11 protein-coding genes are annotated in these 13,482 nt (G+C 39.1%); 8 read left to right on the top strand and 3 right to left on the bottom strand.

Annotation, left to right across the window (positions count from 1 at the left end):
- Positions 1-383: 383 nt before the first annotated feature.
- On the top strand, positions 384-1,097 hold the full coding sequence (locus IEV18_RS14970) for a P-loop NTPase family protein (protein ID WP_188393199.1): 714 nt from the start codon (positions 384-386) through the stop codon (positions 1,095-1,097).
- Positions 1,098-1,408: 311 nt separating this feature from the next.
- Positions 1,409-3,250: a tetratricopeptide repeat protein gene (locus IEV18_RS14965; RefSeq protein WP_308421577.1), complete on the top strand. Its 1,842-nt coding sequence runs from the start codon at positions 1,409-1,411 to the stop codon at positions 3,248-3,250.
- A 54-nt stretch (positions 3,251-3,304) separates the two neighbouring features.
- Here the strand turns inward: IEV18_RS14965 and IEV18_RS14960 are convergent, their stop codons facing one another.
- Complete coding sequence (locus IEV18_RS14960; RefSeq protein WP_188393197.1) at positions 3,305-3,790, bottom strand: hypothetical protein; 486 nt, start codon at positions 3,788-3,790, stop codon at positions 3,305-3,307.
- A gap of 290 nt (positions 3,791-4,080) precedes the next feature.
- On the opposite strand from IEV18_RS14960, the gene helD reads away from it, so the two are divergent.
- Positions 4,081-6,420 (top strand): RNA polymerase recycling motor HelD, encoded by a 2,340-nt coding sequence (helD, locus tag IEV18_RS14955; protein ID WP_188393196.1) that lies wholly within the window; start codon positions 4,081-4,083, stop codon positions 6,418-6,420.
- 63 nt (positions 6,421-6,483) lie between these two features.
- Here helD and IEV18_RS14950 read toward each other — a convergent pair whose 3' ends face one another.
- The gene (locus IEV18_RS14950) at positions 6,484-6,990 is read right to left on the bottom strand and encodes a type 1 glutamine amidotransferase domain-containing protein (RefSeq protein WP_188393195.1); all 507 of its coding nucleotides are present in this window, start codon (positions 6,988-6,990) and stop codon (positions 6,484-6,486) included.
- Between the two features lie 240 nt (positions 6,991-7,230).
- Between IEV18_RS14950 and IEV18_RS14945 the strand changes: the two genes are divergently transcribed.
- Entirely contained in the window at positions 7,231-7,629 is a 399-nt protein-coding gene (locus tag IEV18_RS14945) for a hypothetical protein (protein WP_188393194.1), read from the top strand.
- Between the two features lie 261 nt (positions 7,630-7,890).
- Here the strand turns inward: IEV18_RS14945 and IEV18_RS14940 are convergent, their stop codons facing one another.
- The gene (locus IEV18_RS14940; RefSeq protein WP_188393193.1) at positions 7,891-8,214 is read right to left on the bottom strand and encodes a glycoside hydrolase family 3 C-terminal domain-containing protein; all 324 of its coding nucleotides are present in this window, start codon (positions 8,212-8,214) and stop codon (positions 7,891-7,893) included.
- Positions 8,215-8,452: 238 nt separating this feature from the next.
- Between IEV18_RS14940 and IEV18_RS14935 the strand changes: the two genes are divergently transcribed.
- The 4 genes from IEV18_RS14935 to IEV18_RS14920 all read left to right on the top strand — a co-directional run bounded on the left by IEV18_RS14935 (position 8,453) and on the right by IEV18_RS14920 (position 13,341).
- Positions 8,453-8,716, top strand: a complete 264-nt coding sequence (locus tag IEV18_RS14935) for an MBL fold metallo-hydrolase (protein WP_188393192.1) — start codon at positions 8,453-8,455, stop codon at positions 8,714-8,716.
- 396 nt (positions 8,717-9,112) lie between these two features.
- Positions 9,113-10,519, top strand: a complete 1,407-nt coding sequence (locus IEV18_RS14930) for a vWA domain-containing protein (protein WP_188393191.1) — start codon at positions 9,113-9,115, stop codon at positions 10,517-10,519.
- Positions 10,520-10,801: 282 nt separating this feature from the next.
- Positions 10,802-11,974 carry an ROK family transcriptional regulator gene (locus tag IEV18_RS14925; RefSeq protein ID WP_188393190.1) on the top strand — a complete coding sequence of 391 codons (1,173 nt, stop codon included), beginning with the start codon at positions 10,802-10,804 and terminating at the stop codon, positions 11,972-11,974.
- Positions 11,975-12,048: 74 nt separating this feature from the next.
- Positions 12,049-13,341 carry an aminopeptidase P family N-terminal domain-containing protein gene (locus IEV18_RS14920; protein WP_188393189.1) on the top strand — a complete coding sequence of 431 codons (1,293 nt, stop codon included), beginning with the start codon at positions 12,049-12,051 and terminating at the stop codon, positions 13,339-13,341.
- The last annotated feature ends 141 nt before the right edge of the window (positions 13,342-13,482 follow it).

The following is a 13,482-nucleotide window of genomic DNA, read 5'->3' as shown; positions in this document are numbered from 1 at the left end:
AAAGAAGGCTTTTCGTAGTAACGATGAAATAAAGGCAAATGCGGCATGATCAACTTAGTCTGCATTCAAATATATCAAGGGTTTAGAGCAATTTTAAGCGTGCGAAAGTTGAGATAATTATAAACGTAATTTACATTCCTTTCCAATCCAATTTCTGGCTTTTGACCTATCCTAATCTTATTTCAAGCTATTTATTATAGTATACTATCAGATATAGCTATATAATAAAGGAATCGCATAACAATTTAACAGGAAAGGATCCAACCGTATCATGATTATTGCGAAACAATTTTTAAAGAGTTTGCCGAGACATTCCAGGCTGACTATATTAGACAAACTAGCAAACTTTGAGCAGACATTGCTCGATGTGCAGGGTGTGCTCTATGAAATTCCAGCCGGATTCTGGATTTGCAGAGTTAAAAATACGAAATATCTTTAAATTTCGCCTCAATAATAGTGACCGTATCCTTTTCACCTTCTTGCCGGACAGAAAGATAGACAATTCAGAGGAAAGCGGCCACCAGATTTTATTTTTAAAATATGTATCCCATGATCAGCAAATAAGAGATGCGAAGAATATGGACATTTCTAAACAAATAAGAAAGCATCTGGAAGTCGATTCCAATATATCAAACGACATGGAACATCAATTTGCTATGAACCAATCATCCTATCTGGAAGAAAATAGGGATAAACAAATCGATCACGAGATTACAGAAAGATTCCACGAGACGAATATATTTGATATCCCTGCAATCATCGTTGATGATGATTGCTTGTCCATCATTGCCGACGAGAATAATGAAGACTACATATATTATTTATCCGATGATCAATATAAAGCATTGCAGCATTTCGGAAAGCCGATGATAGTTTCTGGAGCTGGAGGAACAGGAAAAACGGCAATTCTTGTAAATAAACTGCTAGGTTTAGAGAAAAGCGGTATAAAGACTGCCTACATAGCCTATACGGATTTACTTGTGGACGATACGAAACGAATTATCCATAAATACAATAATAAATGTGATAACTGCGACTTTTTTCCATTAAAAACTTTTACGCCAAACATTGCCAAATACAGTCCGGACAAATTGTGACATACTATGATTTTCTCGAATGGTTTAAAACAGTTCGATTTAAGCATAAAAACCTTCGTCACGTTGATGAGTTAGCCATCTGGACGGAAATAAGAGGGATTATAAAAGGTTATTTGGGGCTGGAATATCAGGAAGTCCCCGCCTTGTCAGCGGAAAAATCTATTCGAATCTTACCCTTGGACAAATATTTTAGCCTGCCCCGGGGCTATTCCCACTTTTCCCCAGCAGACCGGAAGGCACTATATAAACTGGCCTTGGAATATAACCAATGACTTTCTGACAGTGAATTAGTCGATGAAAATGATGCAGCGCTGGAAATTGCCCGAAAAATAGAAGCCGGACAAATCGAAAAATATGATTATCTCATCATTGATGAAGTTCAGGATTTAAGTGAAACGCAAATCTATATGGTCAGCAAACTTGTGAAAAACAGAGCAAACATTATCTTTGCCGGTGATGTTCATCAAACTATCAATCCTACCTTTTTCAATTTTGGCCGCGTAAAAAACTTATTTTATACGTATAACACCGATATGGAAGATGTTATCCTGACGAAAAACTATCGGAACCCTAAAGAAGTAGTAGAAATGATGAACACCCTCGCCCATCTGCGGCAGCAATTTATCGGAAAAACTGCTTACGACTATGAAACGAAAGCAATTCGGTCCGGAGAACAGCCGATTGTTTTAAATCCATCTGAACAAAATTTGGTACAAATATTAGAAACGATTAAGGACAAGCATTATGCAGCCATTATCGTTCCCGATGAAGCGGAGAAGGAAAAGCTTGCAAACATTCATCCGGAAGCGCTAGGGAGAATTTTTACCGTTTACGAAATTAAAGGGTTAGAATACGAAACGATTTTTTGCTATAACATCGTTTCAAAACATGCAAAAGCTTGGCAACGTATATTTTCCGGTGAGGAAAAGCGAAACGACCAGCTTCGGTACTATATGAATCTCTTTTACGTTGCCATAAGCAGGGCGAAAGATTATCTTTATATTTTGGAGCCTCATCGCAATCAACTGCCGCCGGCTTTATTTGCACCGTGCGCCAAAATGGACCGTTTTAATCAAGAAGCGTCACATATTTCGAAGCAATCGACGAAAGAAGATTGGGAAAAAGAAGCGCACCGACTGGAACAAACCGGAAACAAAGAGAAAAGCCGTCTTGCCCGTGACTTTGCGAAAGAGGAACAAATTCAAAGCCTAAATCGATTATTTGACGGGCGCATCGTCGTTCAGCCGAATAGTCCGCAACTAAATTTATCTGTAGATAAAGAGAATAAATCCTTAAAGGAAGGAATAACCCTTCTGCGGCTGCAGCAATATGGCAAAGCAATTCAAGTGTTAAATCAATTCATTGAGGAATATCCGGAAAACCCGGAAGGTTATTACTACTTAGGCATGGTTTACACTTATGCCGCATCCGGTACCGATTACTCCATCCGCTTCTTCGATGAAGCACTCCGGTTAAAGCCGGACTGGTATGAAGTGTACTTGGACAAAGCATCTTCCCAGCGATTTATTAATCAGCGGAAAGAAGCAATCGAAACTTTGGATGCTGCGATTGAAATCAACAGCAAAATCGGAAATGCTTATTTTATTAAAGGCATGATTCTGCAGGAAATGGGAAAAACCGCTGAAGCAAAACAATACTTTAAAAAAGCTTTAAATCGGAAATGTTACACTTTTGACAGCATGAATAAAGCATGGAACCGAAATCCTTCAAAACAAGAAGAGCAAGCATTTAAAAACAACATTAAACGAAATTACTTAGCACAGAATTCCGGAAGCATTACTTCTGTCCAGGGAGATACTTGGAAGGAAATCGAAAAACTCTTTAAGAGGCTGGCAGAAGAAGCAGCGGTGAAGCAGCAGAGAGAACCAAAAAAGCGAAAAAAACCCGCTAAAGTTTCGAATGACCCAATTGACTATTCATTGTTTATTTTAGATGAAGAAGGCCGCAGCATTGCCGGATGTACAGAAGGTAACGTACCCCTTCAATCAACATATAATGCGAAAACGAAAAAATATACAGTACAGTTTGACAAAGAACTTTGTAAAGTGTGCGATAAATTTGCTGTCTGTCCAGTGAAGCACACGAACAAAAAAGGCGAATTACAACTTCGCAAAAAAGATTTATTGAAATAAATAAAGTAAATCCTGATTCCGACATGAATCGGAATCAGGATTTTTGCGTACACTTTAATCAAAAAAATATTTTACGAACTCATTTTCCTTATGATGCAGCTGAGTATGCCAATCCGTGTAAAGCTCGATTAAAAATTTGTTTTGCAAAGCAATTGATTCTCCTGGAGCGTGTTGAATATAGTTGGAAACATTAAGTTCCAGCACATTAAGTACCAAATTAGAACGGATAACAATATCGGCTATATGGTCATTTTCTATTTTCTTTGGCCCCGTTTCGTGGGATGGAGTATTAAACATCTTTTCACGGAGCACCCGGTCATAAACATCGACAATGCCATGAATAAAGTTTTTATCTTCATACGCTATAAAGGTAAGATCTTCCACGTCTTTTATAACGAGAGTATGGTTGATGAACAAAGTATATAAAGGATTTGCTTTCGTCTCCAGCAAATCTTGAATGGACAGCACGCCTCGCTCGGCGACCTTATTCTCCAATTCTTCAAAAGCAAATTTTTTCTTTTCCAGCAGCTTAAGCTTCAAATTTGTCGCACTTCCTTTTCTAACGTAAAAAATAAGTACTGAAACATTTCAGGTTTATCACGGCAATAATAAAGGACCCCTTCTTCATACAAGAAGGGGTTCCAGCTGTCGCAATCTGAAAACAAAATGAAAGCATAAAAAACATTGCCAAGAGGAGGCAATTATGGTATCGTTATGTAGATAGCTTCTGTATAATTAAAAACAACCAATAATATCCCTATTTTAATTATACAGTGTATTTTTATAGCTGTCAACCCCAAAAATAAACTTTTTTTAAAGGAGTGTTTGCAGTGAATTCCAATTTTCAACAGGAGCAAAAGCGGGTAGATCATGTTATTGAAACGATTGAGGAACAAATTCAAAGACTGGAAAAAGAAACGAAAGAGCGGCGCGACGAAGTAATTCATATTCGCAAACACTTTTGGGATGACATTAAGGTGAATATTGACACGTTTGATGATTATTTAGAGACGATCATCGGCTTAAGGCAAGAGGCCCAAGCCCTTTCCGTTACCCAAAGCACCCATAGACATGCGGCCAAAAGATTATCCATGCTGCGACGGATGAAAGATATTCCTTACTTTGGCCGTATTGATTTCGTAGAAGAGGGTACTTCTGCTCCGGAACAAATCTATATTGGCATTTCTTCACTAATGGATTCCAGCGGGGAAGATTTTCTAATTTACGATTGGAGAGCTCCTATTTCAAGCATATATTACGACTACCAGCCAGGCCCGGCAGAGTATACTGCCCCCGAAGGAACGGTGAAAGGCATGCTGGAGAAGAAGTGGCAATATTTAATCCGGGACGGTCAGCTTGAATCGATGTTTGATACGAGCCTTACCATTGGCGACGAAATCTTGCAGCAAGTTTTAGGGAAAAGCACGGATAAACATATGCGCAATATCGTAGCGACAATCCAAAAGGAACAAAATCGGATTATCCGTCATGACCGCGGAAGGCTCCTTGTCGTCCACGGTCCGACGGGCAGCGGGAAAACATCTGCCGCACTGCAGCGTATTGCTTATTTGCTCTACAAATATCGGGACCAGCTGAATGCCAGTCAAATCATCCTTTTTTCGCCAAACTCCATATTTAACAGCTATGTGTCGAACGTACTTCCGGAACTGGGTGAAGAAAATATGCAGCAAGTTACGTTTCAAGATTATTTGGACCATCGGCTGCGTCAAGATTTTGAAATCGAAGATCCATATGATCAATTGGAATACGTATTAACTGCAAGCAATACCCCTTCTTTTGCAATAAGGATGGCCAGTATCCGTTTTAAAGCATCTACCCATTTTTATGAGGCAATTACATCATACCGGAAGGCGCTGGAAGATGCGCGAATGTTGTTTAAAGATATTCGTTTCCGGGGCAAAACGATAGTTACAGCGGAAAAAATTACGGACAAATTTTATAGCAATGATACGTCCCTTAAGTTCCACAACCGGCTGGAAAAAATTCAGAACTGGCTCCTGGAGCAGGTAAAAGAAATGGAAATGAACGAATGGTCTAAACCGTGGGTACAGGAAGAAATGGAACTCATCAGCAACGAAGAATACTATAAAGCCCGCGCTTATTTAGCGAAAAAGCACGGCTATCAAAGAGAAGAAATTGCCGATTATGAGATGGATCCAAAGGATCTTGCCAAATTAATCGTCCGCCGGAGACTAAAGCCTGTAAGGAAACAAATCCGCGAGTTCCGTTTTATCGACATGAAAGGATTGTATAAACAGCTTTTTGCTGATTCTTCTCTCATCAAACAGTGGCTAAAAAACAAGCTGCCTCATGAATGGGAAGAAATTTGCCGGCTGACAATGGAAAAACTTAATGATAATAAATTATTTTACGAAGATGCTACACCATTTTTACTCTTAAAGGAACTTATTTTAGGCTTTCAGACGAACAGTTCGATTAAGCATGTCGTAGTCGATGAGGCACAAGATTACTCCCCGTTTCAGTATCAGTTTTTGAAACGTTTGTTTCCTTTCGCAAGAATGACGGTGTTGGGCGACTTTAACCAAGCGATATTCCCCCATGCCAGTGAAATGGCAGATTTTCGCACCCTTTCAGACCTGTACGGTCCAAAGGAAACGGATATGATTAACATGGAACGGAGTTATCGGTCCACCAAACCGATTATTGAATTTACTCGCCGTCTTCTTCCTGAAGGTGAAAAAATTATTCCTTTCCAACGCGAAGGAGAAAAACCGGGTCTGACAACGGTATCAAATCATGATGAACTCCACCGGCAAATTGCAAAGAAAGTTGCTGCTTGGAGAAAAGAAGGTTACCAAAGCATTGCCATCATAGGCAAATCAGCGAAAGAAAGCCAAAAAGCATACGATGGCCTCTCTAGTATCGATGGCATTAAACTTTTAAAGAATAGCTCCATTGAATATGAACAAGGTATCGTCGTCGTACCATCTTATTTATCCAAAGGAATCGAGTTTGATGCCGTTATTATTTATGATGCATCGGAAAAAGTGTATGGAGATGAAAGCTTGCTAAGGGTTTTTTATACATCCTGTACGCGGGCAATGCATGAATTACATCTTTATAGTGTTGGAGAACCTACCCCGTTTATTGGCGAAGCAGTGCAGGAAGATCTTATTCAAATGAAATAAAGATAAAAGCCGTACGATAGCAGATATTCTGCCTCCTTACGGCTTTTTCTAATGATTCAAATCTTATAATTTATTTAAAATCTCTCTAATAAACGCTGGTTCGTCTTTCGGAGTTCGGGACGTAATAATATTTCCGTCCACAACGACTTCTTTATCCATATAGTTGGAGCCGGCATTTTTCAGGTCATCCCGGATTCCGACAAAGGAAGTAGCATTTTTCCCTTTCAGGATATCGGCACTAATCATCACTTGTGGTCCATGGCAAATACCAGCAATAACTTTGCCTTGTTCATTTGCCTGTTTTACAAATTCAACTACTTCATCATTGATTCGAAGTGCCTCCGGTGCTCCGCCGCCAGGAATAACGATGGCATCATAGTCGTCTGCTTTCACTTCACTGATAGAAAAATCGGAAGTATAAGATACCGTTCCCTTCTTTCCTTTCAGTTCCACACCTTTTTCGAGACTGACAATGTCAGCCGTATGTCCCGCTTCTTTAACAGCTTCATACGGATTTTTCATCTCTGAGTCTTCATAACCATTTGCAAGCAAAAAGCATACCTTCGCCATACTTTGCACCCCTTAAAATGTATATTCACATTAATTTTATATTATTAATCGGATTACATTCAAACAAATTGCCTGCACCATTCTTTAGTGTAAATGAAGATTCTTCATCATAATTTAACCTGATCGTTTTTCATCTTCCATAAAAAAGTATGACAAATTGCATTTTCGATGACTTTTGTCGAAATACGCTTTTCTGCCAGTGTGAATTTGTATATACTAGGATTAAAGGAGGTGAAAACCATGGACAATCAAACACTGCTTCAAGAAATATTAAAGGCATTTCAGTTGTACGGGGAGCGTATGGATAAGCGCTTTGAGCAAATTGATAAAAGATTTCTGCAAATCGATAATAGGTTTCAACAAATTGATGTTAGATTTCAGCAGATTGATAAACGATTTCAACAAGTAGATAATAGATTTCAACAGATTGATAAAAGATTCGAACAAATGGATTCCAAAATGGATAAAATTAAAAATGAGCTGGAAGACAAGATCGAAATAGGCTTTAATCGCTTAAACAAAAAGATTGATGGACAACAAGAAGAAATTGCGGATTTGAAAGAAACAACCAATTTTCTCCTCAGCAAAGCTGCTAAACACGAGAAAAAACTTCAACAGTTATCGGAACACCACACATGATTTCTTCAGAAAATAAATTTCCCCAATATGTAGAGGACGATTTCCGTTCGGAATACATAGAAACATGCCGGGAGAAAATCGTCCTCTGCTATTATTAATCCATCATAGCCCTTAGATTCTCTTAATAGATTAGTTATGATTGGATACAGTATTCTGCTCTCTGCAGAGGAGCTTGAAATGCCAAGCTCCTTTTATTACGCTTAATTCCACTGATTGACTTTTGTACGCTGCAAAGGAAGCCTGTATTCAATTCAATCGGCTCTATTCATAGGAAAGTCCAAAATTATATTGATACCGGTTTCCTGCCTTATCCTGATATGGATACGACGGGTCTTCGTCGTACCCCGGCACGTCGCCTGCTTCATTATTTACTGCTTCCTGGCTTGCAGGTATTGTAATCGGGAGTCTTCCGACCGGATTAAACCTTCCGCGGATCATATCAACTACCGCCTCTGCCTTCGTCCCGAATGTTCCAATTACTGCCGCGGCATTTGGCTCAATCGTATGAATAAGCCATGGATTAGAAAAGTTAATTGCAGTAAATGGGCGATATCGGCGTTCTGCAGTATGCGATGAACGGCGCATTGCGGACAGGCCGGGCAAAAGAGAAAATAAAAATATATTCCCCGAAAGAACCGGTAAATATGTGGGAGCAAATTCAAAGCGCCCAATCGGAAAACATTCCGATCGATCAGGAAATTTCAATTACAATGGCAGGAGCAAATATCGAATTTTTCCCGGTAAACCATACGATTCCTTGCTATGCAGTGAAGTTTACTTATAAAAATAAAACATTCGTTTATATTCGGCAGATACATCTTACATGGAGTCACTGGCAGATTTCGCAAAAGATGCGGACCTTTTTCTGTGTGAAGCTACTATTTGTGAAGGAAGCACCCATACCGTCGGGACGGGCCATATGGATGCGAAGGAAGCAGCCCTTATCGCCAAAAAAGCGAATGTCGGCAAACTAGTTTTAACCCACCTTCCATCAGACGGTGATTTCGAATTAATGAAACGCCAGGCAACAGAAGCGTTCGGAAAAGAAGCCTATTTGGCAATGGAAGCAGAGGGCCTTAGCTTGTAGGGAAATATACGGGCCATCTGAATAATATCGGCGGTTTTGTAGCAAAACTTCGGGAATCTTACCTTTTTATAAGTACTCCACAGCTTTTATCGTGCGCTGTAAATATTTTTTGGCTTTCCGCTTGTATATATCGGCACTCCCTAATCACTTATGGAGAGACTGGATCGTATTGGTCCTGTCTTTTGCTTTTGTTTCAAAATAACTTTTGCAATCGGTCAAATTGAACAAATTTCCCGAACTGTCACTTTTAAACTAGTCATAAAGACCTTCTATCTATCAAGCGAATGGCGATAACAATATTTTTTGCCTATTTACGCAGGAAAAAATTTCCCATAACATAAAAACTAACATATTCATGTCCTGCATGAAAACGATGGATTACTGGAGGAGAATACGTTGAAAACGATATTCAAACTTTTTTGTGCAAGTGTAATTGCAACCATTTTGCTGACAGCCTGCGGTTCGGATAAGGATGCAGCTGATTCAGAGAAAGAAGACGAAAGTACGGAGGAACAACCAGCCGAACAAATAACGGAAGAAGATGACACAGAGGAAGAAGCTGAAGCAGAGGAAGAACAGCCGCAAGAACCGGAAGTAAACGTAGATGATTTGCCGCCAATACCATCTTCACTGGAAGAAGCAGCTGATTATCCCCTTACCGGACAGTTTTCCGGAAAAAAATTCTCTGAATTAGAAGGTGTGAAGGAAGAATTAGATAAATTCCCCACCCTTACAGAAGAAAGCTCAGAGGAAGAAATTGAATATGGCAAACGGCTCTTAGTATCACTGTTTAAAGAAAATATGACCATGGTGGATGTACCGATAGACCAATGGGAATCGATGACATTTGCTGATCCTACTGGTGACTCGGATGAGCTGCAGCCAAAGGAAAATTATAATGTTGCTCTCCTTCTAGATGCCAGCGGAAGTATGGCAAACTATGAACATGACCGGACAAGAATGGACTTGGCGAAAGAAGCGATCCAGGAATTTGTCGAAAATTTGCCTGATTCGGCCAATGTTGCACTTTATGTATACGGCCACGTCGGAACTGGCAGTGATGAAGATAAGGAAAAATCCTGCTCGGCCATCGATGAAGTTTACCCGCTGTCGAATTATGATGAAGGGAAATTTTCCGATGCGTTAGACGAATTTGAACCAGCCGGATGGACACCAATGGCGAGTGCCATTAAAAAGGTCCAGGAAGACTTTAAGGATTTAAATGGAGAACAAAATTCCAATGTGATTTATATCGTCAGTGACGGGGTAGAAACATGCGATGAAGATCCAGTGGAAGCGATAAAATCTCTAGCCGATTCAGATATTAGTCCCGTCGTGAATATTATCGGCTATCAAGTGGATAATGAAGGACTGAAACAGCTGAAGGAAATGGCGGAAGCATCGGACGGCAGATATGTCAATGCAGGCAGTCAGAAAGATATTATCGCCGAATTTGAACAAACGAATGATATGGCAAAATTATGGGCCGACTGGCATAACGATGCCCAGCGAAATATTTCCGAGCTGTTCAATACAATCAGCAAACAGCTTTCCGACTGGCATAATAGCGAACAAAAGAAACTGACGAGAGAAACGAATAATTTATTTAAAGCAATCGGTTATTTAAGGGATCAGGAAATAATTTCCCACAATATATACTCTGAATTTATTGCTGCAGTAAATGATGCAAAATCCGGTGTTCAGGGCGACATCATCGACACGTATAAAGAATTGAACGGGATGAACATTGATGAATTGTGGGAAAACCGGAAAGAGATTACAAAACGATATAAAAACAGGTAATATATGAAAGAGGCGAAATCATGATGATTTTGCCTCTTTTTTTCTTGCTCTAAGCAAAACTCACTGGCTGATTGGCACGCAGGCAGCTCGTGTCCACATCTATGTAAATATTTGACAGGATATTCATTTTGCTATATCGTCATAATTAATAACACCAGTGGATAAATTAATGTCGATAAACGGGTTTTTTATTATAATTTTCGACTTTTCCACAATTAATTTGAATGTTTTTCTTCATAATTAATAACACCACTGGATTAATTGGATAAGCGAGGTGAAAATATGACAACCGGAAACACGAAACATGATCAAGAGTTGATGAAAAAGATAAATAAAGAATTGGTCCTTCATTTAATTAGAGAAAAAGGGCCGATCTCAAGGGCAGAATTGGCAAGGGTTTCCAATATGAGCTCGACATCTATTGGAAGAATAGTTAGTGAGTTTATTGAATTAGGATTTGTAAAAGAAACTGAAGAAAAGACAAGCGGTGTAGGCAGGAAGGCTGTATTGCTTGATATCAACCCGGCTTCCGTTTATGTCATTAGTTTAGAATTGGATCAAAATGCAACGAAAATTGGTTTAGTAGATTTTAATGGAAATATTAATTTATCTCAAAAAGTGAATTATGATCCTCGTGCTAATCATTATGAAAGCGTTTTGAAATTGATTTGTAACTCCGTGGAAGAATTTCTTAGCGGGCATAATATTGATAAATCGAAAATAATCGGGATTGGTATCGCAGTTCCCGGGATTATCGATGCACAGAAAGGAACTGTCATCTTTTCACCGCAACTCGGTTGGGAAAATGTAGATATTGTTAAATATTTTGAAGAAAAACTGCGACTCAAAACAACGATTGATAATGTAATCAAGTCAAGAGCCCTTGCAGAAAATGTACATGGTTCAACTAAAGGCTCGAAAAGGACTGCTTTAATCAATTTTGGGACAGGTGTTGGTTCCGCATTAATCGTTGAAGAAGAAATATATCGAGGGGCAACCAACAGCGCTGGAGAAATCGGCCATACAACTGTTGACCCACATGGAAGATTATGCGAATGCGGCAGAATTGGCTGCCTGCAGACTTATATTACGGAAGAGGCATTATTACAAGAAGCTAAAATTTATAAAAACATTTCAAACGTCAATGAAATATTTGTTTCGGCTGATTCCGGTGAAAAATGGGCCACCAGGCTCTTAGACAGAGTATATACGTATATGGGAATCGCAGTCTGTAACGTCATATGTATGTATAATCCAGATACTGTAATTTTAAGCGGGAAATTGATTGATAAGAGGCCAAAAATTATTGATATTATTGCGAAAAAGGTTGACGAGCTAATTTGGGACCCATTTAAAAATACCTATAACGTAAAGGGGTCAAATTTGGGAGAAAGCGCAGGCATATTAGGGGTTTCCACTTCAGTAATAAACAAATATATCGACATTGAAATGTAATCATCAGCTTTAAAATCTTTTAGGAAAATGCAGTTCCTTACGTGAAGGAAAAAATAACAGGGAGGACATTTATCATGATCAATGCAAAAAATATTACATATACAACGGTTAAGGAACCTTTTTGGGGACTTCCGAAAGAACAGCCAAAGCTAGAGGATGAAGTTTATAAGCAAAGACTTGATAAAACTCTGAAAGCGATGGAAGCAGTGAAGTTAGATTATCTTCTCGTTTATGCAGACCGTGAACACTACGGTAACTTTGACTATTTAACTGGTTTTGGCCCGCGTTTTGAAGAAGCGCTTCTCGTTTTAGATAAATCCGGAAAAGCTCATATAATTCTAGGCAATGAATGTTATTCCATGTATAAATATAGCCGTATTCCTGCTGAAGGAATCCTCTATCATACATTTTCGCTTCCAAACCAGCCAATGGGCGGAAATAGAAAACTTAAAGATATCTTGACCGAAATTGGCATAAATAACTCACAAACAGTTGGTATAGCAGGATGGAAGCTTTTAGAATCAAGACATATTTTCGATACGCCATCCTTTATAACCGATAGTGTCCGGGACATTGTTGGTGATGAAAATGCAGTGAATGCAACCGATTTATTTATTCATCCGGAATACGGAGTAAGAATAATCAATAGTGCAAACGAAATTGCCTATTTTGAATTTGGAGCAACCTATGCTTCCGATGCTGTACAGCAAATGTTGCTAAACACCCGTACTGGATTAACGGAAGTGGAAATTTCCCAGTTTGGAACTGCTGGTTCATTGCCAACGAATCTTTTTCCTAAAGTACTCGCTGGAGACCGAATTGATTTGAATATGGTAAGTCCAACTACGAATGTGCTGAAATTAGGTGACAGATTTCAGGTAAGTATGGGACTTATCGGCGGCCAATCAAACCGGAGAGGATTTGCAGCTTATTCGGAAGAGGATTTGCCTGAAGAGTCAAGAGACTATCTTGAAAAGATTGCTAAACCATACTTCGCTACAGTTGTAAATTGGTATGAAAAAATTGGCGTTGGAGTAGCTGGCGGAGACATATACGATATGGTTGAAAATACTTATCCAAAAGAGAAATATGGCTGGTTCTTAAACCCTGGTCATCTTATCGCAACGGCGGAAGAATGGCTTTCCTCGCCTATTTATGAAAACTCCGATATTACGATTAAAAGCGGCATGGTATTGCAAATGGATATTATTCCATTTACGGAAAGACGATATGCTGCTCCGAATTGTGAAGATGGCTTAGCTATTGCAGACGAGGCATTGCGCATGGAATTAAAAGAAAAGTATCCAGACGTTTACCAACGTATTGAAAATAGAAGAAACTTTATGAAAGAGGTATTAAATCACTAGCATTGCATAAATATAGTTGGAATATTTCGTAAATAATTTTCTCATAAATTAAGCCAAAAAGTCAAAGTCCAACTAAAGGTGGCTTTATCCATTTTTTGAAAATTATATACAGTTCATCCAAAAGGGACAACGACATTTGCC

The organism is Compostibacillus humi (assembly GCF_014637175.1).
GTDB classification, from domain to species: Bacteria; Bacillota; Bacilli; order Bacillales; family Amphibacillaceae; genus Oceanobacillus; species Oceanobacillus humi.
Note: the sequence above shows the minus strand (reverse complement) of the source record. Positions and strands in the feature narration are given on the sequence as shown.